Raw genomic sequence first — 24,228 nt, 5'->3', positions numbered from 1 at the left:
AAACGCTTGTGCCGTAAAGGCAAAATCCGGCTGAGCAGTTTCCGTCTCGACATTCCGGCTGCGGATGCTACCGTTCCCCGTCTTTTCAGAAGGTGATTTGATGGTATCCGAGACTTATCCGCGCAATCTCGTCGGTTACGGGCGTCTGACGCCCGATCCGAAATGGCCGGACGAGGCACGCATCGCCGTGCAGTTCGTCATCAACTACGAGGAGGGCGGCGAAAGCTCGATCCTCGACGGCGATCCGGCTTCCGAAAACCTGCTGTCGGAGATCGTCGGTGCGGCCGCCTGGCCAGGGCAGCGCAACCTCAACATGGAATCGATCTATGAGTATGGTTCGCGTGCCGGCTTCTGGCGCCTCTGGCGGATGTTCACCGATCTCAAGGTGCAGGCAACCGTCTACGGCGTGACGCTGGCGATGGCCCGCAACCCCGAGGCCGTTGCCGCGATGAAGGAGGCGGGCTGGGAGATCGCCAGCCACGGCTACCGATGGCTGGAATACAAGGATTTTCCTGAAGATCTGGAGCGCAAACATATCCTCGAAGCTGTGCGCCTGCACACCGAGCTTACCGGCGAGCGGCCTTACGGCCTGTATCAGGGCAAGCCTTCCGACAATACGCTTCGGTTGGCGCAGGAGGAGGGCGGTTTTCTCTATTCCTCCGATTCTTATGCTGATGACCTGCCTTACTGGGTGAAAGGCGTCGCCGGGAAACCCTTCCTGATCATCCCCTATACGCTCGAAACCAACGACATGCGTTTTGCGACGCCGCAGGGCTTCAATGCCGGCGATCAGTTCTTCACCTATCTGAAGGATGCCTTCGATACGCTTTATGAGGAAGGCAAGGCGGGCAGCCCGAAGATGATGTCGGTCGGTTTGCATTGCCGCCTCGTTGGACGTCCCGGCCGGGCGGCGGCGCTGAAGCGCTTCATCGAATATGTCCTGAAGCACGACAAGGTCTGGATTCCGCGCCGTATCGAGATCGCCGAGCACTGGCACAAGCACCATCAGCCGGAAGCGCTCTGATGATGTCGCGAGAGGATTTTGTCTCCCGCTTCGGCGGCGTCTTTGAACATTCGCCTTTCATCGCCGAGCGCGCCTATGACGCCGGCCACGTGACGGAGCCGCTGACGGCGGCCGGTGTGCATGCGTCGCTAACCGCTGTCTTTCGGGTGGCAAGCCCGCAGGAGCGTCTCGGCGTGCTCAGCGCCCATCCTGACCTTGCCGGGCGCCTCGCGATAGCAGGCGAACTCACTGAAGACAGCCGGAAGGAGCAGTCCGGCGCCGGTCTCGACCGCCTGAGCGCGGCCGAACATGCCCGCTTCACCGAACTCAATTCGGCCTATGTCGAAAAATTCGGCTTTCCCTTCATCATTGCCGTCAAGGGGCTCGGTAAGGACGACATCTTGGCGGCTTTCGAAACACGGATCGGCAATGGCAAGGACGAAGAATTTGCGACCGCGACGGCGCAAGTCGAGCGGATCGCGCTGCTGCGACTGACGTCGATGCTGCCGGAGGCTGAATGAACGAGCGGCGCGCGATCGACTATCTCAATGAGATGTATGAGGCGGCATCCGAAGCGTTGTCTTTCGTCGGCGGAATGGATGGGGCGGCGTTCGCCGGGGACAAGCTGACTTTCAAGGCTGTCACCTTTTGCCACTTCACCATCGGTGCTGCGGCATCCCGTCTGCTCGTGACTCATCCGGAATTTGCGAGCGAGCATCCCGATCTGCCGTGGACGAAAATCTGCGGCACGGGCAACCGTATCCTCGACGGTGTCTTCGATCTCGATCCTTCCGACATCTGGGAGGCGACGTATCGCACGCTGCCGGAGCTTCTTTCCGCGATCGATGCCATCCGTCACTGGCATGCCGAAGGTGAGTAAGCGATTGCCCCCACATCTCGACATCCGTCCGCTTACGAGATCCGCCTTTGCTCCCTTCGGGGAGGTGATCGAAGCCGATCCCGCTTCGATGCGGTTCATCAATGGCGGTACGACGGAGCGGTTTCATGCGCTGGCCGCCACCGAGGCGACGGGCGAAGGCGCACGCGTCATCATCAACCTCTTTCGCGGCCAGCCGCGCAGCTTCCCTTATGACGTCGCCATGATGGAGCGCCATCCGCTCGGCACCCAGAGTTTCTCGCCGGTCTCGGGCCATCCTTTTCTCGTCGTCGTCTCCGAGGATGAGAACGGTCGCCCGGGCAGGCCGCAGGTGTTTCTGGCGCGCGGCGATCAGGGCGTGAACTATCGCCGCAACGTCTGGCATCATCCGTTGATGGCGCTCGGCCAAGCCTCAGATTTCCTGGTCGTCGACCGTGATGGGCCGGGCAATAATCTGGAAGAATACTTCTTCGAAACCCCTTATATCATCAAAGAGCCAGCCTCATGACCGGACTGACCACGCATGTTCTCGATACCGCTCTCGGCAAGCCGGCCGAAGGCTTGAGGATCGATCTTTTCCAGCTCGACGGCGAGATTCGCAGGCATCTGAAGACGGTGGAGACCAATGCCGACGGCCGGGTCGACGGCGGCCCCATCCTCATTGGCGAAAATTTTCGGGCCGGCACCTATGAACTGGTCTTCCATGCCGGCGATTATCTGAGGGCCAGCGGCACGCCGCTGCCGCATCCCGCTTTCCTCGATCTCGTGCCGATCCGCTTCGGCATTGCCGACGTCACGGCGCATTACCATGTGCCGTTACTGATTTCGCCCTATGGCTATTCTACCTACCGAGGGAGCTAGAGATGCGTTTTGCAGCGATCGCCGACATTCACGGCAACCATCTGGCGCTCGAGGCGGTGCTTGCTGATATTCGCGCACAGGGGATCGAGGAGATCGTCAATCTCGGCGATTTCTTCAGTGGGCCACTGGAGGCCGGCCGGACAGCAGATCTTCTGATGTCGCTCGGCCTGACCTCGGTTCGCGGCAATCACGACCGCTACCTGCTCGAACAGGAGCCGGCGGCGATGCATATTTCGGATGCGGCCGCCTACAGTCAATTGTCGCCGTCTCATCTTAGTTGGATCCGAAGCCTGCCGTTCGATACCGTCTATCGCGGCGAGGTCTATCTCTGCCACGCAACGCCGAAGGACGACAATCTCTACTGGCTGGAATCGGTGTCGCCGGAGGGCGTCGTCTTCCTGAAGTCGATCGAAGCGATCGAGGCGCTGGCCGAAGGCACTGACCTGCCGCTGATCCTCTGTGGCCACAGCCACATTCCCCGCGCTGTGCGCCTCTCCGATGGCCGCCTGATCGTCAATCCGGGCAGCGTCGGCTGCCCGGCCTATGACGACGAACTGCCTTATTACCACAAGGTGGAGGCTGGCCATCCGCTGGCGAGCTACGCCATTCTGGAAAAGACGGCAGCCGGATGGACATGGCAGTTCCGAACCGTCGCCTATGACCAGATAGCGATGTCGGCACTGGCCGCCGAAAGGGGCCGTGCCGACTGGGCAGGCGCGCTGGCAACGGGTTGGGTGAGATAGAGCACGATGCCGAAAGTGTGTGCGGTTTTCGGGCGACATCGTGCTCTAACTATTTAATTTAGAACAGGATTTGGATTTTGGGCCGGACCGGCCTAAAATCATCCTGTTCCAGTCCAGACCCGCTTGCGCGGCGGTCAGTCCTTCTTTGGTCCCGGCTTCGGCGCCGGAGGAATGATCGTTTGTGTCGGAGTTGCGGTCGGTGTTGTCGGCCTTGCCGGGGCTGCGGCGGGCGTTGCCGGTCTTGCCGGTTTTGCGCCATCGAGATTTCCAAGAAGGGATGAGATGGCATCGTCACCTTCGAAGCCGGCTTCCTTCAGCAATTTGTCGAGGATCGGTTTATTCGCCTGATAGGAGAGGAGCTGGCTGGCCAGTCCTTCGCCGAGCCCGATGCCGTTTCCGCCGGTCGCTCCGTTTCCGCGGCCGAGCATGCCGCCGGTATCGAATATCCTGATGTCGGAGATCTTCTCGATCGGCTTGACCGCTTCGGCGAGCGCCTGCGGAATGATGCGGATCCGTTCGCGGGTGATCTCGAACTCGATGATAGCAGAGCTCAACTTGTTGCGCGCGTCGTTGAGCAATGCCTCGCTCTCGGCCGCGGCCTTGCCGGTTTCGAGAATGCCCTTGGCCTTGATGATCGCCGCATCCGCCTCGGCGGTCGCGAGCGTCTTGATGGCCTCGGCCTGGTCGCTTGCCGCCTGTTTTTCGGCTTCGGCGCCGACGGTGACGGCGGTCGCTTCCGTCTCGGCTTTCTTGCGTGCGTCGATGACGGCAATCTGCTTTTCGCGTTCGGCAATCTCGATCGCCTTGGCGGTGCCGACTTTTTCCTCCGCCGCTATCGCCAGCGCGCGGGCCGTTTCCGCAGCCGCCTTCGCCTCGGATTCTTCACGGCTCTTGTTGGCAACGGCGATGGAGCTTTCCTGTGCCACGATCTGGAGGTCGCGCTTGGCTTCGGTTTCGCGTTGCTGGACGGCGCGGGCGGCGTCGATGTTGGCGCTTTCGCGAGCCTGTTTGGCAGATGCCTCGCGTTCGGCGATCGCCTGTTCGGAAGCGATGCGGGCTTCCTCCTCGGCGCGTTTTGCGGCCTGCTCCTGCTGCGCGGTTTCGGCGCGTGTCGCCGCGGATTTGTTGGCGATGTCCCGTTCCTGGCTGAGTTCGGCTTCCCGCTTGGTCCGCTCGATGGTCAGCGATTGCTGGCGGGCCTCGAGATCCTTCTGGGCGATGGCGACTTCGGTGTCGCGAACGATCTCGTTCCGCTCCTTCTTGCGTCCCTCGGTGATGCGGGTCAATGCCGCAAGGCCTTGCGCGTCGAAGAAGTTGTTGGCGTTGAAATGCTTGATATCGGTCTGGTCGAGGCGTGTCAGCGACACGGATTCGAGTTCGAGGCCGTTCGACTGGAGATCGGCGCCGACAGCTTCCTGCACGGCCTTGACGAAATCCATGCGCTGTTCCTGCAGCGCGTCGAGATTCATCGTCGCGGCCACCGAGCGAAGGCCGTCGACGAATTTCGCCTCGATCAGGATGCGGAGAGCCTCGGCGTCGTTGGTGCGGTTGCCGAGTGTCTGAGCTGCAAGCGCAATCGAGGAGGCATCGGGTTTCACGCGCACATAGAACTCGGCGCCGATATCGACGCGCATGCGGTCCTTGGTGATCAGTGCATCGCCTTCACCGCGGCGAACCTCGAGCCGCAGCGTCTTCAGGTTGACCCGGGCGGTCGAATGGAAGATCGGCAGAACGACCGAACCGCCGTCGAGCACGACCTTCTGGCCGCCGAGACCGGTGCGCACATAGGCCTCATCGCGGCTGGAGCGCGTGTAAAGAGAAGCGAGGACAAAACCGATGCCGAAGATCAGAACAATCCCAATGCCGGCTGGTAGAATAACGTCGTACATCATTGCTGCTCCCTCAAAGATTGATTGTCCGCATCGGTGGGGTCGACCGGCGCGGGAATGGCGATAAACACATTTGCCTTGTGATCGACGAGAAGAACCAAAGCGCCGATTGCGAGTGGACCTTCGCCCTTGGCGGCTCGGGCTCGAAGCACATGCCAGTTTCCATGCTGATCCTTGACGCGGACGCGGCCCGGCAATCCCTGATCGAGCGGGCCGATCGACACCTCGGCTGTCCGGCCGAGCAAGGCGTCGAGATCGACCGCATAGGTTTCGTCGTGCGGTACGATCCGCGCCACGGTTCTGCTCGACGCCCTGACCATGGGGATGGTTGCGAGCGCGGCAGGTATGACGGCTATCAAGCTTGGCAGCGGCGCCCAGAAGGCGTTGGCGACGGCCTGCAACGCAAAGCCCGTCATCGCGAAGAAGCCGAGCGTCAGCATCATGAGAATCAGTAGCGGAACACCGCCGAGATTGAGCCAGGAGAGATAAGCCAGAATGCCGTCATGGCCATGAACCTCTGGCTTTCCTAGGAATTCCGTCATCGAAAAACCCATGACCATCGCGAGCATCTCGATCGCGGTCAGGCCGACAAGGATCGCTGCGGCGATGGCGAAGGGCGCACATTCAGGGGCGAAAAGGAGTGCCATCGTGTTATCGGTTACCCGCCTTGAAGCGTGCGAGCCGGGCTTCGATTGCCTGTTCGCGGTGCAGCCGGTCGAGTTCGTCCAATTCGGAACTGTGGCCATGCTCGCCAGCGGGAACTCCGGTCAGCCGCGAGACCGCCGCAGCAGCGCGCGCAGCATCTGCACCCGGTGCGGGCTGGCTGTGACCGGCCGCTGCCTGTTCGGGATGCCGTGCGAGACTGCGTTTGAAATCAGCAAGGCGGGCGTCCGCCTCGCGGCGCGTGGCGAGCACGGCCTGCAAGGCTTTCTGGCCTTCGTCCACCTGTTCCCTGGCATCGGCCAGCGCCTTGTCGAGCGCTGCGATCTGGGATTCGAGATCGATCTGGCGGGCAACGCCGGCCTTTGCCAGGTCATCCCGCTGAGACGAGACGGCGATGCGGATCTTCTGGTCGAGCGCGTTCATGTCTTCGACGATTTCGTCTTTGCGACTCTGGATGCGGTATTCCTCCGCACGCGCCCTGCCGAGATCGGTGCGGGCCTCATCAGCCGCCGCATCGATCTCGCGGATTGCCTGTTCGATGACGGCAATCTTGTTGACGCCTTCCGCCTTGTCGATCGCCGCATTCGCGATGCCCGCGATCAGGCGACCCATGCGTGAGAGAATGCCTTCGTTCGTCATGTTTTCCTCCATCCGAGCGGAATTCGGCGTGACGCCGATGTGAATCTCGTAGCGATCCTGGCCGGCAACGAGGTAGGCCGGAAAAATACTCTCCCATCCCCGTGAATAACCCGCGACATCGAAGGGCACGGCAACACGTCCGTGCAACGTGGCGATCGTCAGGTCCGAGGGGCCTTTGATGGCGAAGAGCTTGTCGTCGAGCGGCAGATGCGGCGGATCGGCAGTCACGCCGCGATTGGCGGCGAAATCGCGAAGGCCGAGCGTGACCAGCCTTGCCGGCAAGCCCGTCTGCTCGCGGACGGTTTCATAGGCAAGGTCATGCAGCACGACGAGATTGGCGCCCGTCCTGTCGGAGACGAGGCCGGTCAGGATTTCGATCATCCTGAGATAGGCGGCAATGGTGTCGTCCAGCGCCTGCCGGGCACTGTCGTCAGGCGCCAGCGTGTAGCGCAGCAGCGATGGATGCGGTGTCTTGCCTGTGGTAGCCATAGGTAAAACATAAAGCACCGCTTTTGTGCTTTCAAGAGGTCGCGCTAAAAATACAACCTAAGCTTAACGTGCGGTTAGAAGGACTGAGGCAGCGTCCAGTATCGAGATATTTGGGGAGCCGTTGCTACATACGTCGCTATTGGCAGCTTTACTGCCGGCCGTCGATGATTGAAGAATTCACATCGTTGATGTCGCGCTTGCCGCAGAGCGCCATGGTGATGTCCATCTCCTTGCGGATGATGCCGAGTGCCAGCGATACGCCTTCCTTGCCCATGGCGCCGAGACCATAAAGGAAGGGGCGGCCGATATAGGTACCTTTGGCGCCGAGTGCCACGGCCTTCAGCACGTCCTGGCCGGAGCGGATGCCGCCGTCGAGATGGATCTCGATACGGTCGCCGACGGCATCGACGATCTTCGGCAGCATGCTGATCGAGGAGGGGGCGCCGTCAAGCTGGCGCCCGCCATGATTGGAGACGACGATCGCATCGGCGCCGGTGTCGGCGGCTGCCTTCGCATCCTCCGGATCGAGTATGCCCTTGATGATCAGCGGGCCGCCCCATTGTTCCTTGATCCAGGCGACATCCGCCCAGGACAGCCGCGGATCGAACTGCTCGTGCGTCCATGCGGAGAGCGAGGCGATATTGGTGACATTTTTCGCATGGCCAACGATATTGCCGAAGTTGCGGCGCTTGGTCTGCAGCATGTCCAGGCACCAGAAGGGCCGGGTCGCCATCTGCCAGACGTGTTTCGGGGTGAATTTCGGCGGCGCCGACAGGCCGTTGCGCAGATCCTTATGCCGCTGGCCGAGGATCTGCAGATCGGCGGTCAACACCAGTGCCGAGCATCCGGCGGCCTTGGCGCGGTTGATGAGGTTGACGACGAAATCCTTGTCCCTCATCACGTAGAGTTGGAACCAGAAGGGGCGCGTCGTCGCTGACGCCACGTCCTCGATCGAGCAGATGCTCATCGTCGAAAGCGTGAAGGGAACGCCGAACTCCTCGGCGGCGCGTGCCGCCAGCATCTCGCCATCGGCATGTTGCATGCCGGTCAGGCCGGTTGGCGCCAGCGCCACCGGCATCGACACTTTCTGGCCGATCATCGTCGTCGCCAGTGTGCGGTTGGTCATGTCGACCATCACTCGCTGGCGCAGCTTGATCTGGCTGAAATCGCTCTCGTTGGCTGCATAGGTCGATTCCGTCCAGGCACCCGAATCCGCATAGTCGAAAAACATCTTCGGCACACGGCGCCGTGCGAGTTTTTTCAGGTCAGCGATGGTGAGCGGAGCGGCCATGAATCGAACCTTCACATCTGAATGCGGCCATCGGCCATAACATGAATTTGGCAGGAGCGTTACGGGAAACTGGCCGTGCCGGGCTGCTTTCACGGTCCGAATTCGAGAGTAACAGGGCGTGTCATTGAAGCTCCTTCTTCAACGCAATGCCGGCCACATAGGTCTCGGCGATCGCCCGGTCGTCGCCCATCGTCTGCAGCAGGAAGAGTTCTTCGGACAGCGTCTTCACCACTTCCATCTTCAGCGCCATGGCCGGTGTCGCTGTTGCATCGAGAACGACGAGATCGGCCTCGGTGCCGGGTTCCAGTGTGCCGATCCGGTCCGCCAGCGACAGGGCTTCGGCATTGCCACGCGTCATCAGGTAATAGCTTTCCAGCGGGTTCAGCCGTTCGCCGAGCAACTGCTGGATTTTGTAGGCTTCGTCCATCGTCCGCAGCATCGAATAGCTGGAACCGCCGCCGATATCGGTCGCTACCCCGATGCGAACAGGCTTTTCCCGCCGCGCCAGCGCCTTCAGTGGAAACAGGCCGGAGCCGAGGAAAAGGTTCGAGGTCGGGCAGTGGACGGCGACGGCGCCCGCCTCGCTCATGGCATCGGCTTCGCGCTCGGACAGGTGGATGGCGTGGCCGAAGAGGCTTTTCGGCCCGAGCAGGCCGTAGTGGGCGTAGATGTCGGTATAGTCGAGCGCGTCGGGATAGAGCTCGCAAGTGAATTTGATCTCGTCGTGGTTTTCCGAAAGATGCGTCTGGATGTGCAGGTCAGGAAATTCACGGGCAAGCGCTGATGTCGCTTCCATCTGCGCCGGTGTCGAGGTGATGGCGAAGCGCGGAGTGATGGCGACGTGGTTGCGGCCCTTGCAGTGCCAGTCCGATATCACCTGGCGGGTCTCGTCATAGCCCATCTCGGGCGTGTCGAGCAGGCCCTGCGGGGCATTGCGGTCCATCATCACCTTGCCGCCGACCATGCGCATGTTGCGCCTCAGCGCCTCGGCAAAGAAGGCGTCGGCCGAGGTCTTGTGCACGGAGCAATAGGCGACCGCCGTCGTCGTGCCGTGGCGGATCAGTTCGTCATAGAAATGCGTGGCGATCCTTTCAGCATGGGCGCTTTCGACGAAACGGCACTCCTCGGGAAAGGTATATGTATTCAGCCATTCGAGCAGGTTGGCGGCGTAGGAGGCAATCACCTGCATCTGCGGAAAATGCAGGTGCATGTCGATGAAGCCCGGCATGATCAGATGCGGGCGGTGGTCGATCTCGGCCGTGTCCGCGGATGCTTTTGCCTTGACGTCGGCATAGGGGCCGACCGCCGCGATCAGCCCATCTTCGACCAGCAGGCCGCCATCCTCTTCGTAAAGATAGCTTTGGCTGTCGGCGAGGCTCAGCGGCGCGCGATGGAAGGAAAGCAGGCGGCCGCGCAGGAGTGTCGTCGTCATTGTTGCTTGCCTTCGACTGCGCTCTCGAACCAGGCGACCAGCAGCTTGCGCTCGTCCGGCGTGATATCGGTGATGTTGCCGGGCGGCATGGCATGGCTGCGGCCCGCCTGTATATAGATCTCGCGGGCATGGGCGGCGATTTCCGCGTCTTTTTCGAGCATCACGCCCTTGGGCGGCCGCGCGATACCCTCATAGACCGGCTCGGCCGCGTGGCACATGGAACAGCGCGTCGAGACCAGTTGCTTGACGGCGGGGAAATGCGGATCGCCGGCGAATTGCTGGAAGGCGGGCGCGACGGCTGCCGCATCCGTTTCGCCGGTCAGCAGCTTCGGCACGGTCGAAAGCCAGATGATCAGGATGAAGAGAATGACGGTGACGATCCAGGTCCAGGTCGGCCGGCCTTTCCTGGCATGCGTCGTGTTGAACCAGTGGCGGATGGTGACGCCCATCAGAAAGACCAGAGCCGCGATCACCCAGTTGAACTGCGTACCGAAGGAGAGCGGATAATGGTTCGACAGCATGAAGAAGATGACGGGCAGCGTCAGGTAGTTGTTATGCAGCGAACGCTGCTTGGCGACCTGCCCATATTTGGGATCGGGAACCCGTCCGGCGATGAGGTCGGCGACGACGATCTTCTGGTTCGGAATGATGATCATGAAGACGTTGGCCGACATGATTGTCGCGGTGAAGGCGCCGAGATGCAGGAAGGCGGCGCGGCCGGTGAAAAGCTGCGTATAGCCCCAGGCCATGAAGACGAGCACGACATAGAGCACCGCCATCAGCCCCCAGGTATTCCGCCCAAGCGGCGACTTGCAGAGCAGATCGTAGACGACCCAGCCGAGGGCAAGCGACCCTAGCGAGATCAGGATTGCGACGGGCGGGCTGATATCCAGCACATGCCGATCGATCAGGAAGAGGTCGGCGCCGCCGTAATAGACGATGCACAGCATCAGGAAGCCGGAAATCCAGGTGAAATAGCTCTCGTATTTGAACCAGGTCAGGTGCTCCGGCATCTGGGCGGGCGCCACCAGATATTTCTGGATATGATAGAAGCCGCCGCCATGGACCTGCCATTCCTCGCCATAGGCGCCGGGCGGTAGATGCGGGCGTTTCACCAGTCCGAGATCGAGCGCGATGAAATAGAAGGACGATCCGATCCAGGCGATCGCGGTAATGACATGGAACCAACGCGCCGCGAAGGCGAGCCATTCCCATGCTATGGCATATTCATACATCGAGTTCCCCTATCTTCCTCCGACTCGCGACATTGCGGAAATTTTGGCGGGGAGGGAAGAGGAGATTGAACGACTGCACACGCGCAACGACCGGCGCGGCCAAAGGAGCAATGGAATGATCACCGCGCTCTACAGCGATCAAGTCATCGCCGAAAACGCGCCGATGGACCGCCGGCTTGCCGCGCTCATCCTCTCGCGTGGGAACCGCGTCGGCTATATCACGTCCGGTCCGGACCCGCAGCGGGCGTTTTTCGATGAGAAGCGGCGTTATTACATGACGTACGGGCTTCTTCTCGATCCTTTCGTCGATCTCGACACACTCTCCGGCGACGAGGAGATCAACCGGCTGCTTTCCTGCGACGCCATCCATCTTTCCGGCGGTCATACCGGCGATTTTCTGAGAAGGCTGCGACAAAGCGGCATGCTGGACAAGTTGCGCTCATGGGCACTGGACGATGGCATTCTCATCGGAACCAGCGCCGGGGCGATTTTGATGACGCCGACAATCGCCATCGATGCGCTCTTTTCCGGCGGTTCGCCTGATGCGGTGCAGGATGGCGCGGCTCTTGATCTCCTGCCCTTCGAATTCTTCCCGCATCTGAACGACGATCCCGGCTATCTCTCCGCGCTGCTGCGCTACAGCGAGACGACGGCAAGACCCATTCTCGCGTGCCGGGACGGCGAAGGTCTCATCCTCGGCAACGGACTCGTCGAGATCTTCGGCGCTCCGCTGACGATTTCCGGCGGTTTTGCCGAAGCTGCCGATCGCAGCCGCATCGCCGATCTGCTGTCGCGTGCCTAAAAGCTGCCGAGAAGGCTGTGTATTATCCCTGCCTTATACTTGATCTGCTAATTCAGCAGGCCTTGAACTACGACGACTCGATTACAGTTATTTTGCGGGCCGCCGGAATAAAATAAGAACCGTTAGATCATCGGCGGCGCATTCATCGACGGAGAAGATGCCCATGCGCAGCATTCTGACGTGTGTGATGATTGCGTATGCGTCGTTGGCGACGGCTCACGACGCACCTTCGGGGTGGAGTTATGACCCCTATTGTTGCAACGGCGACAGTCATAATGGCGATTGCCAGATGATCCCTTCAAAAAGCGTGGCGGTGACGCCGGGCGGATATCGTGTGACGCTGCTGCCGGGCGACCACCGGCTGGTCACGCATGCTCATGTCTTCCTGCTGCCGATGACGAAGGCGATGCAATCCGGCGACAATGACTACCATCTCTGTCTGTTCCCAAACGAGGACACGCCGCGGTGTTTTTATGCGCCGGAGATGGGATATTGAGGGCGGACCACAGGACCGGACCCGGCTCACGAACCGGGTTTGGCATGTCGTTGTCCGAAAAATAGTTTTAGGCGACATGCATCAATTGCCGGCTGCCATCATCTCCTCGAGGATCCAGTTGCGGAAGGCCTTGATCTTGGGCACGTTGCGACGGTTTTCGGGGTAGACGAGCCAGTAGGCCTTGCCGTCGCTGCGGGTCAGTTCGAAGGGCTGATAGAGCCGGCCGAGCGCGATCTCAGCCGCATAGAAGGCCGGATGCAGAATGGCGACGCCATGGCCGGCGATCGCCGCATCGGCTTCCACCGCCTGGGAGCCGAGCTGGTTGCGCGGGCGCCGATCGAGATCCGTCTCCGTGATGCCGGCTGCCTCGAACCATTGTTTCCACCAGATGTCGCCGGCGTCGAAGAGATCGAACTTCAGGAGATCTCGCGGTTCTTTGATGCCGCCTGCCGTCTCCGCTAGCTTCGGGCTCAGCATCGGCGTGAATTCCAGGCCCATCAGCCGGTGCAGCGCCAGCCCCGGCCAGTTGCCGTCGCCCCAGCGGATGCCGACATCGATCTGCTCGCGGCCGAAGTCGATAATATCCGAACTCGCCTGAAACCGCACAGCGATCGCCGGATGTTTCAAGTGGAAGGAGCCAAGGCGCGGCGCCAGCCACTTCGAGGCGAAGGTATGGGTCGAACTGATGGCGAGCGTGCCTTCGACGCTGTCGCGCGCCGTCGCCATCGCGTCGTGCAGCATGGCGAAAGCTTCGGTTACCTTCGGCGCCAGCCGCTCGCCGGTGTCTGTCAGTGCGATCTGGCGCGGACGACGCAGGAAGAGCGGCTCGCCGACATTCTCCTCCAGCAGTTTGATCTGATAGCTGACGGCGGTCTGCGTCATGCCGAGCTCGTTGCCTGCCTTGGTGAAACTTCCAAGCCGGGCAGCGGCCTCGAAGACGCGCAACGCATTCAGCGGGAATTGTTTCGACAGTTTCATGGATAAGTTCTCTTGATGCAAACAGACGGTCGTTCGATTGGAATTGCAGCATTTTTGGCCGCAAACTGCAACTCCTACCATCAAACCATCGAGGTGATGTCATGGATTGCTATGCTATCGAACAGAGCCCGCCGCAGCCGACCATCGGAATTTTCCGGCGCATCGGCGGCCGGCTGGCGCGGATCTGGCGCATGCCCAGCCTTGATCTCGATACGGCGCCAGATCGCGTAAAGCGCGATCTCGGCTTCCTCGACGGGCGCGATCCCTATTACGAAGACGAGCGCATGCGGTAGGCGCCAAGCGCCGTCAGGATCTCGGCGGCGGTCATTGCGGCGATCACTTCAGGGCGCTTGTCCCTGACCGCCGCGCCGCCGATCGGCAGCGTCAGCCGCTCCATCCAGCCGCGCTCACCGCCGCCTTCGCGGGAAAGCCAGCTGGCGAAGGTGGCGCGCTTGGTCGCCGAGCCGATCATACCGGCATAGGCGAGATCCGTTCTTTCAAGCGCTTCGCGGGCGACGAGGAAATCCAGCGCGTGATCGTGCGTCAGGATGACAACCGCGCCGCCGGCCGGAATAGCCTTCACCAGTGCTTCCGGCATCGGCACGAGCCGCGTCTTCGTCTCGGGAGGCAGGTTGGCGAGTTCCTCCTGCCGCGTCTCGACGACCGTCACCGATAGCGGCAACGGCGCAAGGGCTATTGCCAGCGCCCGGCCGACATGGCCGGCACCGAAAAGATAGACCTCTGGCAGACGCTCGATCTCACTGGTTAGCCTGGCTTCGATTTCGTCAGCAACCACCTGCGTCACCCGGCGAAACCGCAACTGCGTGCGCCCACCGCAGCACTGGCCGATATCAGGCCCGAGCGGGATATCCATCTCCGCCACCCCGCCGGTTCCCTCCAAGATGTCCCGCGCATTCGCGATCGCCATGAACTCGAACTGCCCGCCGCCGATCGTGCCCCACAATGCGGTTTGCGATACCAGCATGAAGGTACCGGCCTCGCGTGGGGTGGAACCTTGTGTGCCAGTGATGTCGACGAGGATGCAGTCTGGGTGGGTGGCGAGGAAGGGGTGGATGTCGGTCATGGGTGGCTGACCGATGGGTTCAGGCGTGTGTCACCCCCCTCTGTCCTGCCGGACATCTCCCCAACAAGGGGGGAGATCAGTATGAGGCGGCGGCTTCCCGGAACAAAGAAGTCGTCGCGTAGAGTCGGACTTTGGTGATGTAGCGGAAGGGTAGCGAAGCGCAGAGCGTTCCGTCTTGCTGATCTCCCCCCTTGTGGGGGAGATGTCCGGCAGGACAGAGGGGGGTATCGCTCACTCCAAGCTCTCTGCCCGTCCCGATCAACCGTCGGGGGCAACAAATGAGCCGGACGCGTTTCCATCTCCTACACCCGCTTCATCCGCTCGACTGCCATCAGCACCCGCTCCGGCGTCGCCGGGGTGTCGAGCCTCGGGCAGACCTTGTAGTTGGCGACGCTTGCCACCGCCATCGACAGCGCTTCCAGCACCGAGATCGCCAGCATCAAGGGTGGTTCGCCGACGGCCTTGGAGCGGCCGATGGTGGCCTCAGTGTTCTCGGACCATTCGGCAAGGCGCACGTTGAAGATCTTCGGACGGTCGGAGGCGAGCGGGATTTTGTAGGTCGAGGGGGCATGGGTGCGCAGCCGGCCCTTGTCGTCCCACCAGAGTTCTTCCGTCGTCAGCCAGCCCAGTCCCTGCACGAAGGCGCCTTCGACCTGGCCCATATCGATCGCCGGATTCAGCGAGCGGCCGACATCGTGGAGGATGTCGGTGCGGTCGATCAGATATTCGCCCGTTAGCGTGTCGATCGAAACCTCGGTGCAGGAGGCGCCGTAGGCGAAATAATAGAAGGGTGTGCCGCGGCCGGCCTTGCGGTCCCAGTGGATCTTCGGCGTCTTGTAGAAGCCGGCGGCGGAAAGCTGGACGCGGGCGAAATAGGCCTGCTTGATGAAATCGGGGAAGGGGATTTCGATCTCGCCGACGCGCACGCGGTTCGGCAGGAAGACGACATCGACGGCCTCAACATCCCATTTCTCGGCGGCGAAGGCTACCAGCCGTTCCTTAATCTGTCGGGCAGCGTCATAGGCGGCCATGCCGTTGAGGTCCGAGCCGGAGGACGCCGCGGTGGCCGAGGTATTCGGCACTTTGGCGGTGGTCGTCGCCGTGATCTTCACCCTGTCGATATCGACCTGGAAACTGTCGGCCAGCACTTGCGCCACCTTGGTATAGAGGCCCTGGCCCATTTCGGTGCCGCCGTGGTTCAGGTGGATCGAGCCGTCCTGGTAGATGTGGACGAGGGCGCCGGCCTGGTTGAAGGCTGTCATGGTGAAGGAGATGCCGAATTTGACCGGCGTCAGCGCGATGCCTTTTCTGATGTAGCGACTGTCGCGGTTAAAGGCGATGATGGCGTTGCGCCGCGCCCGGTATTCGGTCGTTTCCTCCAGCTCCTCGACGATGCGGGCGATGATATTGTCCTCAACCTCCTGATGGTAGGGGGTGAGTGTGCGCTCCGAACCCGGCTGGCCGTAGAAATTCAGCTTGCGGACATCCAGCGGGTCCTTGCCGACGGCATAAGCGATCTCCTCGATGAAGCGTTCGGCGCCGAGCATGCCCTGCGGCCCGCCGAAACCGCGGAAGGCGGTGTTGGAGACGGTGTGCGTCTTCAGCGGCTTCGAATTCAGATGCACATGCGGATAGAAATAGCTGGAATCTGCATGGAAGAGCGCACGGTCGGTCACCGGTCCCGAGAGGTCGGAGGAGAAACCGCAGCGCGCCGCATAAGTGGCGTGGACCGCATGGATGCGGCCTTCGGTGTCGAAGCCGAGCTCGTAATCGACGAGGAAATCATGGCGCTTGCCGGTTGCACTCATGTCTTCGTCGCGGTCTGGACGGAATTTGATCGCGCGGCCGAGCTTCTTGGCGGCGATCGCCGCAAGGGCCGCGAACTGGTTGCCCTGCGTCTCCTTGCCGCCGAAGCCGCCGCCCATGCGGCGCACATTGACGGTCACGGCGTTCGAAGGAATATCGAGCACGTGGCCGACGATGTGCTGGATCTCGCTCGGATGCTGCGTCGAAGACCAAACGGTGACCTCGTCATCCTCACCGGGGATCGCCACCGCGATATGGCCTTCGAGGTAGAAATGTTCCTGTCCACCGATGCGCATCTGACCTTTCAGACGCATGGCGGCTTTGGCCATTTCCGTGTCAGGCTCGCCGCGCCTCAGCGTCATCGGAGTGATGACGAGCGGGCTGCCATTGGCGAGCGCGCCGTCGATATCGCTCCAATGCGGCAGGTCACGATAGTCGATCTTTGCCAGCCGTGCGGCGCGGCGGGCGGCATCACGCGTCTCGGCGATGACGGCAAAGATCGGCTGGCCGTGGAATTGAACTAAAGTTTCGGCCAGCAGCGGCTCGTCATGGCTGCCGTTGGAGCTGACGTCGTTGACGCCGGGCACGTCCTTGCCGATGAAGACCCAGACCACGCCGGGATAGGCGGCGACCGCGGAAAGGTCGATGCTGAGGATTTCGGCATGCGCCCGGTCGGAGAGGCCGAGGGCGCCATGCAGCAGACCTGCGGGTTCGGGAATATCGTCGATATAATCGGCGGTTCCGGTGACATGCTTATGTGCTGAATCATGCTGCAGCGAGCCGTGCATCGGCCCCGCGATGATGGCCTTGCGGTCTTCGAAGGTGGATTTGTCCATTAGCGGTGTCCTCCTTCGCGAGGATGTGTGGTGCCGCGCGGCCCCCTCATCCGCCCTTCGGGCACCTTCTCCCCGAGGAGAGAAGGGGGAAAAGAGACGGCGCGGCAGTCGCTTCTCCCCAGCGGGGAGAAGGTGGCGGCAGCCGGATGAGGGGAGTGGCTTGCGCTGACATGTATTATCTTCATCACGCCACCTCCTCGAATCGCTTCAGTTCCGCCGGCGCTCCAACCGTCTCAAGATAGAACCGCGTCAACAGGTTCTTCGCCGTCAGCTGGCGGTATTCCGCCGTGGCGCGCCAGTCGGTCAGCGGTTGGTAGTCGGCGTCGAATGCGGACCGGGCTGCCTCGATCGTCGCTTCCGTCCATGGTTTGCCGATCAGTGCTGCCTCCACGATGCGGGCGCGTTTCGGCGTCGCCGCCATGCCGCCGAAGGCGATGCGGATGTCGGTGATCATCTCGGCCGCGTCGAGCGTCAGCAGGAAGGCGCCGAGGACGGCGGTGATGTCCTCGTCGCGGCGCTTGGTGATCTTGTACGCGGCAAAGCGATTGGTTGCTGCCGGGTAGGGCACGAAGACGCTCTCGACGAATTCGCCGGGCTTCCGATCCTGCTTGCCATAGGCGATGAAGAAATCCTCGAGCGGCATTCTGCGCTGGCCTTGCAGGGACCGCAGCGTCAGCGTCGCGCCGAGCGCGATCAGCGGCGGCGGGCTGTCGCCGATCGGCGAGCCGTTGGCGATGTTGCCGCCAATCGTGCCCATGTTGCGCACCTGCTCGCCGCCGACGCGATCGATCAACCGGCCGAGCGCCGGGATTTTCTTGGAGATTGCTTCGAAGGCCCTGGTGTAGCTGACGCCGGCGCCGATAGTGACGCCGTCTTCGTCTTCTCTGACCGACTGCAGTTCGCTGAGGTGGTTGATGAAGACCACCGGGCTCAGCCTGCGCATCTGCTTCGTCACCCAAAGGCCGACATCCGTCGCGCCGGCGACGATGATCGCGTCGGATTCCTGCGAAAGGACCTCGGCCAGTGCCTGCATCGAAGCCGGCACGATCAGCCGGTCTTCGCCATTCGCAATCCTGATCGTGCCGCTCGCCAGCATTGCCCAAAGCCGCGAGACGATTTCAGAACGCGTCCGTTCCAGCGGGTCGAAGAGTGTGCTCGGCCGCATCAGGCTCACCTGCTCGGCCGCCTTGACGATCGGCTCGTAGCCCGTGCAGCGACAGAGATTGCCTTGCAACGCCTTTTCGATTTCCTGGCGGCTCGGCTTTTCCTTGGCGAGCCAGAGACCATAAAGTGACATGACGAAGCCCGGGGTACAGAAGCCGCATTGCGAGCCGTGGCAATCGACCAGTGCCTGCTGCACTGGATGCAGCGCGCCGTCCCTGCCGGCCAGATGCTCCACCGTTACCACATGGGTGGCGTGTAAAGAGCCCATGAAACGGATACAGGCATTGACGGATTCATAGGCGAGCTTGCCGTCCGCCAGCCGGCCGACGAGTACGGTGCAGGCGCCGCAATCGCCCTCCGCGCATCCTTCTTTGGTGCCCGTCAGGTGTCGCTTCAACCGCAGAAAATCGAGAAGCGTCTCGGTTGGCCTGACATCGGTGAGCGCGATGTCCTCGCCATTCAGGATGAAGCGGATGCTGTCGTTCATGATATTCCCGGTTGTTTTTCCAAATGGTTAAGCCGCCGTCCAGCCACCGTCAATCGAGATATGCGTTCCGGTCACTTGCCGGGCCGCATCGCTGGCAAGGTAGAGCGACAGCGCGCCGATTTCCTCGGCCTTGACGAATTCATGCGTCGGCTGCGCCTTGAGGATGACTTCGCTCTTTACCTGTTCCTCGGTCATGCCGCGCGCCTTGGCTGTATCCGGTATCTGCTTCTCGACGAGCGGCGTCAGCACGTAGCCGGGGCAGATGGCGTTCACGGTTATGCCGAATTCGGCAAGCTCCAGCGCCGCCGTCTTGGTCAGGCCCAATATACCATGTTTTGCCGCGACATAGGCGGATTTGAAGGGGGAGGCGACGAGCCCGTGGGCCGAGGCGATGTTGATGATGCGGCCGTACTTCTTCGCCTTCATCAGCGGGATCGCGGCGCGCATGGTATGAAAGGAGCTCGACAGATTGATCGCAATGATCTGATCCCATTTCTCGATCGGGAAATCCTCGATCTTCTCGACATGCTGGATACCGGCATTGTTGACCAGGACATCGACGCCGCCGAAGGTCTTGGCGGCCGTTTCGATCAGGTCGGCGATCTCGGCGGGCTTCGTCATGTCGGCCGGATGATATAGCGCCCGGCCTTTGGACATTGATTCAAGTCGTTCGACGATCGCCTTGATTTCATCTGCCTTTCCGAAACCGTTGATGACGATGTTGTCGCCCGTTTCGGCGAAGGCAGTGGCGATCGCAAGGCCGATGCCGCTGGTGGAACCGGTGACGACGACTGTTCTGCTCATGCTGTTCTCCCTGAAATCGCGATGCTGCGTTGCAGCGTTGGCTGCGAAGTTATGCCCAAAGCCGGCGGGCTGGCAATTCCGCTTTATTCGCTTTTCTCGCCCGCATCCGTGTCCTATTGATTTGCTTCGACAATTGACATGCTGAGGGAGGGTTTTCATGAGCGGATATGTTCTGGCGATCGATCAGGGAACGACGTCGACGCGGGCGATCGTCTTCGATGGCGACATGCATGTCGCCGGCAAGGGCCAGAAGGAATTTACTCAGATCTATCCGCGCTCCGGCTGGGTCGAGCACGATCCCGAGGAGATCTGGGATTCGGCTGTCTCCACCGTCCACATGGCGCTGCGCGATGCCGGGATCGAGGCCAAAGATGTTGCAGCGCTCGGCATCACCAACCAGCGCGAGACCGTGGTCGTCTGGGAGCGCGAGACGGGCCGGCCGATCCAGAATGCCATCGTTTGGCAGGACCGGCGTACGGCAAGCTATTGCGACAATCTGAAACGACAGGATCTCGAGCGGCTGTTCACGAAAAAGACCGGCCTGATCCTCGATCCCTATTTTTCCGGCACCAAGCTCTCCTGGATGCTGGCTAACGTGAAGGGCGCGCGGGCGCGCGCCGCCAGGGGCGATCTCTGCTTCGGCACGATCGACACCTTCCTGATCTGGCGGCTGACGGGCGGCAAAAGTTTCGTCACCGATGCCACCAATGCCTCGCGCACGCTGATGTACAACATCGCCGAAAACGCGTGGGACGAGGATCTGCTCGATATTCTAAGGGTGCCGGCCGCCATGCTGCCGGAGGTCAAGGATTGCGCCGCCGATTTCGGCACGGTCGATCCTGATATTTTCGGTGCTGCTATCCCGATCCTCGGCGTGGCCGGCGACCAGCAGGCGGCAACCATTGGCCAGGCGTGTTTTGCGCCTGGCATGATGAAATCGACCTACGGCACCGGCTGCTTCGCACTGCTCAACACTGGCGCCGATATGGTGCGTTCCAAAAATCGGCTGCTGACCACTATCGCCTATCGCCTGAACGGCGAGACGACCTATGCGCTGGAGGGTTCGATCTTCATCGCGGGTGCGGCCGTGCAGTGGCTGCGGGACGGGCTCGGCATCATCGGCAAGGCCGGGGATACGAATGAACTCGCCGAGAAGGCCGATCCGACGCAGGAGGTTTATCTTGTGCCAGCCTTCACCGGCCTCGGCGCGCCGCATTGGGATGCCAAGGCGCGCGGTGCGATCTTCGGGCTGACGCGCAACAGCGGCCCGGCAGAACTCTCCCGTGCGGCGCTGGAGGCCGTCTGCTATCAGACCCGCGATCTGCTCGATGCCATGCAGAAAGACTGGAAGAACGGCACCGACGACACCGTGCTACGCGTCGACGGCGGCATGGTCGCCTCCGACTGGACGATGCAGCGCCTTGCCGACCTGCTCGATGCCCCGGTCGATCGTCCGGTGATCCTGGAGACGACGGCGCTGGGGGCTGCCTGGCTCGCCGGCAGCCGGGCAGGGGTGTGGCCGGACAGGGATGGTTTCTCCGCGACCTGGAAACGCGATCGGCGATTCGAGCCCGACATGGACGAGAAGGTGCGGGCGGCGAAGCTCAAGGGCTGGAAGAATGCTGTCCGGCGAACACTGAGCGAGGGGTAGAAGCGATGAGAACCGCGTCGTAGCCCCGCTCGTTTCCGCGAGTTGGTTCGCTATTTTTTCAACCACGGCGTCGCCGTGCTCCAGAAGATCACGTTCGCGCCGAGATAATCCTCGGCGAAGGCGGTGAATTCGGCCTTGGTGAAGGGCTTCTTCGTTGCCGGGTTCTTGTAGGTCAGCGTCGGTTCCTGCACGGCCATGCCGACATAGGCGAGCTTGCCCTTGTACTTGTTGAAGAAGGGATAGGAGTTCTTCATCTGCGCCTTGCGGTTCGGCACGATATCGGGGCCGCCGAGGCCAATATTGTTCTTCGCCGCGAAGTCGAAGAGGCGGCCCATGTAATTGTGGTCGTTTTCCCATTCGCAGGGCCAGAAGTTGACGTATTGCACCACCATCGACTTGGCGAAGGCTTTCCTGGCAAAGGCGAGGTTTGCCATCTCGCCCTCGAAATAGGCATCGCAGCTATAGCCTTTCGGCTCAGGCTTGGGATCGAGGTCGATCGCCGTCTCCGGCAGGTTGACGCCGTACACCTTGCCGTCGAACTTTTCGGCCAGCGCCTTCAGCAGCGCCTGATAACGCTCGCGCACGGCCGGGTTCCATTGCTGCGCCACCCAGCCGGAGCCGACCGGCTTGTTTTCGCCGGGATTGTCAAACTGGGCAGTGAGACCGCCGTCATATTCCGGGTCGTTCAACATGTACCCTGGAATGTTGCGCGCCTTCGGCTCGAAGAAGCGATCCTGGACCTGGATGAAGAGTTTTTTGTTCAGGCTTTCTGCGAGTGCCAAGTCCTTCTCGATCTCCGAAAAATCATACTGGCCCTTGGCCGGTTCCAGGCTCTTCCAGTTGTAGACGATCTGGACGCCTGAGATATCCGGCCGCGAGAGCAGCGCCTTCGAGGCCTCGAGTTCGCCGGAGCTGGTATAGATGAAATTCTCGGCGGCGAATGCCGCCGGATGCAGGGAAACGAAGACAGCGCAGGCAAACAGCAGGCTTTGCAGTGGTTTCATTTTGCGTCCTGATAGCCGCGAGTTGATCGGTGCAGCGGCAGACACATCCGATGCAAAATGGGCAACTCCGTGACATCTACCCCAGAACCAGCGACGTGGTTAATCGCGCGGCACGGCCTTCGTTAACGGCAGGGTTCAGGCATTTTCCAGCGCGCCGAGATGCACCTTGGCGTGGCGCTTGCGATACTCGGCAGGCGTCACACCGATCTGCCTTGCAAAAGCCCGGCGCAGCGTATCGGCATCGGCAAAGCCGCATTCGACGGCGACCTGCTTCGGCGCATGGCCTTCTTCCAGCAGGTGCCGTGCGGCGGTGATGCGCGCCGCTTCCACCCAGGCGGCGGGTGTCATGCCGACCTCGTCGCGGAATAGCCGGGCGAAGTGGCGGGGGCTCAATTCCATTCGCTGCGCCAGCGTCGCGACGCTGTGGTTGACCGCGGGATTGGCGGCGATCCAGCGCTGGACCTCCTGCAGCGCCGAGCGGCCGGCAGGCGCTGCCTCGCCTTTGCGGCTGAACTGCATCTGCCCACCCGGCCGCTTGAAGAACATCACGAGCTGACCCGCTACCCTCATGGCGATCTCATGGCCAAGATCCTCCTCGACGAGCGCCAGCGCAAGATCGAGCCCGGCGGTGACACCGGCCGCGGTCCGCAACTGGCCATCCCTCACTTGGATGGCATCCGCCTCCACCGTGATCCCAGGATAGGCTTCGACCAGCCTGTCGGCCACCGCCCAGTGGGTGGTGACGCGGCGGCCGTCGAGCAGGCCGGTTGCCGCGAGCAGGAAGGCGCCGCTGCAGACGGAGCCGTATCGCCTTGCCGCCGGCGCTGCCGAGCGCAGCCAGGCGACCATCGCGGCATCCGGTTGAATATCCGCCGCATTCGGACAGCCGGCGACCAGCAGCGTATCCACCGCGCCGATATTGTCGCCGATGACGTAGTCCGCCACCAGCCGAACGCCGGAGGAGCTGCGGATATGGCCATGGCCGACGGCGATCACCACGGGTCGATAGACCTCCCTGCCTGTCTGGACATTGGCTTCGGCAAAGACGTCGAGCGGTCCCGAGACATCAAGAAGCTGGACGCCCGGAACAGCGAGAATGGCAATGGTCTTCGATCTGGTCACGGCGGCGTCCTGTCGATACCGGTTTTGGCAGAAAATGACGTATTACGTCGATTTATGACATATGCACCTGTTCTAATGTGGAAGCAGGTTCAAACGCAAGGAAAAAAGCCATGACCCTGACGATCGACGGCATCAGCATTCCTAACAGCAAGCTGGCGCGCGAGGTGACGGAGGTGGTGCGAGACACTGCCTCGCCGCTGCTCTTCCACCATTCCAGCCGTGTCTATTATTTCGGCGCGCTGGCCGGCAAACAGCGCGGCCTCCGCTTCGATCCGGAGCTACTTTATACTGGCGCGATGTTCCATGACATGGGGCTCACCCACCAGCATAGCAGCGCGGATGAGCGTTTCGAGGTTGATGGCGCCAATGCGGCGCGCGATTTCCTGAAGAGCCGCGGCATTGCCCAGGCCGATATCGACACCGTCTGGACGGCGATCGCGCTGCATACGACGCCGGGCATTCCGCAGCATATGCACCCCGTCGTGGCGCTGGTGACAGTGGGTGTCGAAATGGATGTGCTAGGACTGACCTACAAGGACTACAGCGATCAGCAGCGCGAGGCGGTCGTGCATGCCCATCCGCGCGGCGATCAGTTCAAGGAACATATCATTCAGACCTTCTATGAAGGCATCAAACACAAGCCGGAGACCACCTTCGGCAACGTCAAGGCCGATGTTCTGGCCGACAAGGATCCGCACTTCCACCGCGGCAATTTCTGCAGCGTCATTCGTTGCTCGCACTGGGCAAGCTGACCCAAAAGGGCGGTGACCCTCTCCGGTCGCCGCCCCTTTATTATCAATAGCGCTTTATTTCCCATCAATAATTTTTTGATGCGGCCTGTCGGGTAAGCGGTTACTCCTTCGTCATTCGGA

At 61.6% G+C, this 24,228-nt stretch carries 24 protein-coding genes; 11 read left to right on the top strand and 13 right to left on the bottom strand.

The window, feature by feature from the left end; all coding sequences use genetic code 11:
• Positions 1-100 precede the first annotated feature (100 nt).
• The 6 genes from puuE to AC245Y_RS16365 are packed head-to-tail and all read left to right on the top strand — an operon-like array spanning position 101 to position 3,484.
• Positions 101-1,024 (top strand): allantoinase PuuE, encoded by a 924-nt coding sequence (gene puuE / locus AC245Y_RS16390; protein WP_017994889.1) that lies wholly within the window; start codon positions 101-103, stop codon positions 1,022-1,024.
• The gene (gene uraD, locus AC245Y_RS16385; RefSeq protein ID WP_017994888.1) at positions 1,024-1,524 is read left to right on the top strand and encodes a 2-oxo-4-hydroxy-4-carboxy-5-ureidoimidazoline decarboxylase; all 501 of its coding nucleotides are present in this window, start codon (positions 1,024-1,026) and stop codon (positions 1,522-1,524) included. The genes puuE and uraD overlap by 1 nt, the downstream gene beginning before the upstream one ends.
• Positions 1,521-1,883: a HepT-like ribonuclease domain-containing protein gene (locus AC245Y_RS16380; RefSeq protein ID WP_017994887.1), complete on the top strand. Its 363-nt coding sequence runs from the start codon at positions 1,521-1,523 to the stop codon at positions 1,881-1,883. The genes uraD and AC245Y_RS16380 overlap by 4 nt, the downstream gene beginning before the upstream one ends.
• Positions 1,867-2,388, top strand: a complete 522-nt coding sequence (locus AC245Y_RS16375; protein WP_017994886.1) for an ureidoglycolate lyase — start codon at positions 1,867-1,869, stop codon at positions 2,386-2,388. Before AC245Y_RS16380 ends, AC245Y_RS16375 begins: the two co-directional genes overlap by 17 nt.
• The gene (gene uraH, locus AC245Y_RS16370) at positions 2,385-2,741 is read left to right on the top strand and encodes a hydroxyisourate hydrolase (protein ID WP_003541961.1); all 357 of its coding nucleotides are present in this window, start codon (positions 2,385-2,387) and stop codon (positions 2,739-2,741) included. The genes AC245Y_RS16375 and uraH overlap by 4 nt, the downstream gene beginning before the upstream one ends.
• Positions 2,742-2,743: 2 nt before the next feature.
• Positions 2,744-3,484 carry a metallophosphoesterase family protein gene (locus AC245Y_RS16365; protein WP_017994885.1) on the top strand — a complete coding sequence of 247 codons (741 nt, stop codon included), beginning with the start codon at positions 2,744-2,746 and terminating at the stop codon, positions 3,482-3,484.
• A 134-nt stretch (positions 3,485-3,618) separates the two neighbouring features.
• On the opposite strand, the gene AC245Y_RS16360 is transcribed toward AC245Y_RS16365, so the two are convergent.
• The 6 genes from AC245Y_RS16360 to puuD all read right to left on the bottom strand — a co-directional run bounded on the left by AC245Y_RS16360 (position 3,619) and on the right by puuD (position 11,122).
• Positions 3,619-5,376: a flotillin family protein gene (locus AC245Y_RS16360; protein WP_017994884.1), complete on the bottom strand. Its 1,758-nt coding sequence runs from the start codon at positions 5,374-5,376 to the stop codon at positions 3,619-3,621.
• Positions 5,373-6,020 carry an OB-fold-containig protein gene (locus AC245Y_RS16355; protein ID WP_012758551.1) on the bottom strand — a complete coding sequence of 216 codons (648 nt, stop codon included), beginning with the start codon at positions 6,018-6,020 and terminating at the stop codon, positions 5,373-5,375. The genes AC245Y_RS16360 and AC245Y_RS16355 overlap by 4 nt, the downstream gene beginning before the upstream one ends.
• A gap of 4 nt (positions 6,021-6,024) precedes the next feature.
• Complete coding sequence (locus tag AC245Y_RS16350) at positions 6,025-7,182, bottom strand: PspA/IM30 family protein (protein WP_017994883.1); 1,158 nt, start codon at positions 7,180-7,182, stop codon at positions 6,025-6,027.
• 130 nt (positions 7,183-7,312) lie between these two features.
• On the bottom strand, positions 7,313-8,455 hold the full coding sequence (locus tag AC245Y_RS16345) for an alpha-hydroxy acid oxidase (protein WP_012758549.1): 1,143 nt from the start codon (positions 8,453-8,455) through the stop codon (positions 7,313-7,315).
• A 121-nt stretch (positions 8,456-8,576) separates the two neighbouring features.
• Complete coding sequence (gene guaD, locus AC245Y_RS16340) at positions 8,577-9,887, bottom strand: guanine deaminase (RefSeq protein ID WP_017994882.1); 1,311 nt, start codon at positions 9,885-9,887, stop codon at positions 8,577-8,579.
• On the bottom strand, positions 9,884-11,122 hold the full coding sequence (gene puuD / locus AC245Y_RS16335) for a urate hydroxylase PuuD (RefSeq protein WP_017994881.1): 1,239 nt from the start codon (positions 11,120-11,122) through the stop codon (positions 9,884-9,886). Before puuD ends, guaD begins: the two co-directional genes overlap by 4 nt.
• A 115-nt stretch (positions 11,123-11,237) precedes the next feature.
• On the opposite strand from puuD, the gene AC245Y_RS16330 reads away from it, so the two are divergent.
• Positions 11,238-11,924 (top strand): Type 1 glutamine amidotransferase-like domain-containing protein, encoded by a 687-nt coding sequence (locus tag AC245Y_RS16330; protein WP_017994880.1) that lies wholly within the window; start codon positions 11,238-11,240, stop codon positions 11,922-11,924.
• A 163-nt stretch (positions 11,925-12,087) separates the two neighbouring features.
• On the top strand, positions 12,088-12,420 hold the full coding sequence (locus AC245Y_RS16325; protein WP_003565666.1) for a hypothetical protein: 333 nt from the start codon (positions 12,088-12,090) through the stop codon (positions 12,418-12,420).
• A gap of 81 nt (positions 12,421-12,501) precedes the next feature.
• Here AC245Y_RS16325 and AC245Y_RS16320 read toward each other — a convergent pair whose 3' ends face one another.
• Complete coding sequence (locus tag AC245Y_RS16320) at positions 12,502-13,398, bottom strand: LysR substrate-binding domain-containing protein (RefSeq protein ID WP_017994879.1); 897 nt, start codon at positions 13,396-13,398, stop codon at positions 12,502-12,504.
• 101 nt (positions 13,399-13,499) lie between these two features.
• On the opposite strand from AC245Y_RS16320, the gene AC245Y_RS16315 reads away from it, so the two are divergent.
• Complete coding sequence (locus AC245Y_RS16315; protein ID WP_012758544.1) at positions 13,500-13,691, top strand: hypothetical protein; 192 nt, start codon at positions 13,500-13,502, stop codon at positions 13,689-13,691.
• Here the strand turns inward: AC245Y_RS16315 and xdhC are convergent.
• From xdhC to AC245Y_RS16295, 4 genes are all read right to left on the bottom strand, one after another.
• Positions 13,667-14,482, bottom strand: a complete 816-nt coding sequence (xdhC, locus tag AC245Y_RS16310; protein WP_012758543.1) for a xanthine dehydrogenase accessory protein XdhC — start codon at positions 14,480-14,482, stop codon at positions 13,667-13,669. The two genes, AC245Y_RS16315 and xdhC, sit on opposite strands and share 25 nt — an antisense overlap.
• Before the next feature lie 302 nt (positions 14,483-14,784).
• The gene (xdhB, locus tag AC245Y_RS16305) at positions 14,785-17,124 is read right to left on the bottom strand and encodes a xanthine dehydrogenase molybdopterin binding subunit (protein WP_012758542.1); all 2,340 of its coding nucleotides are present in this window, start codon (positions 17,122-17,124) and stop codon (positions 14,785-14,787) included.
• 184 nt (positions 17,125-17,308) lie between these two features.
• Positions 17,309-18,775: a xanthine dehydrogenase small subunit gene (xdhA, locus tag AC245Y_RS16300; RefSeq protein ID WP_017994878.1), complete on the bottom strand. Its 1,467-nt coding sequence runs from the start codon at positions 18,773-18,775 to the stop codon at positions 17,309-17,311.
• Positions 18,776-18,802: 27 nt separating this feature from the next.
• Complete coding sequence (locus AC245Y_RS16295) at positions 18,803-19,579, bottom strand: 3-hydroxybutyrate dehydrogenase (protein ID WP_017994877.1); 777 nt, start codon at positions 19,577-19,579, stop codon at positions 18,803-18,805.
• A 157-nt stretch (positions 19,580-19,736) separates the two neighbouring features.
• Between AC245Y_RS16295 and glpK the strand changes: the two genes are divergently transcribed.
• Positions 19,737-21,230 (top strand): glycerol kinase GlpK, encoded by a 1,494-nt coding sequence (gene glpK / locus AC245Y_RS16290; protein ID WP_017994876.1) that lies wholly within the window; start codon positions 19,737-19,739, stop codon positions 21,228-21,230.
• A 50-nt stretch (positions 21,231-21,280) separates the two neighbouring features.
• On the opposite strand, the gene AC245Y_RS16285 is transcribed toward glpK, so the two are convergent.
• Positions 21,281-22,234, bottom strand: coding sequence for a hypothetical protein (locus tag AC245Y_RS16285; protein ID WP_017994875.1), 954 nt, complete (start codon positions 22,232-22,234; stop codon positions 21,281-21,283).
• A gap of 135 nt (positions 22,235-22,369) precedes the next feature.
• On the bottom strand, positions 22,370-23,356 hold the full coding sequence (locus AC245Y_RS16280) for a GlxA family transcriptional regulator (RefSeq protein ID WP_017994874.1): 987 nt from the start codon (positions 23,354-23,356) through the stop codon (positions 22,370-22,372).
• A gap of 110 nt (positions 23,357-23,466) precedes the next feature.
• Between AC245Y_RS16280 and AC245Y_RS16275 the strand changes: the two genes are divergently transcribed.
• Positions 23,467-24,108 carry an HD domain-containing protein gene (locus AC245Y_RS16275; protein WP_017994873.1) on the top strand — a complete coding sequence of 214 codons (642 nt, stop codon included), beginning with the start codon at positions 23,467-23,469 and terminating at the stop codon, positions 24,106-24,108.
• The last annotated feature ends 120 nt before the right edge of the window (positions 24,109-24,228 follow it).

The organism is Rhizobium sp. SRDI943 (assembly GCF_057653695.1).
Note: the sequence above shows the minus strand (reverse complement) of the source record. Positions and strands in the feature narration are given on the sequence as shown.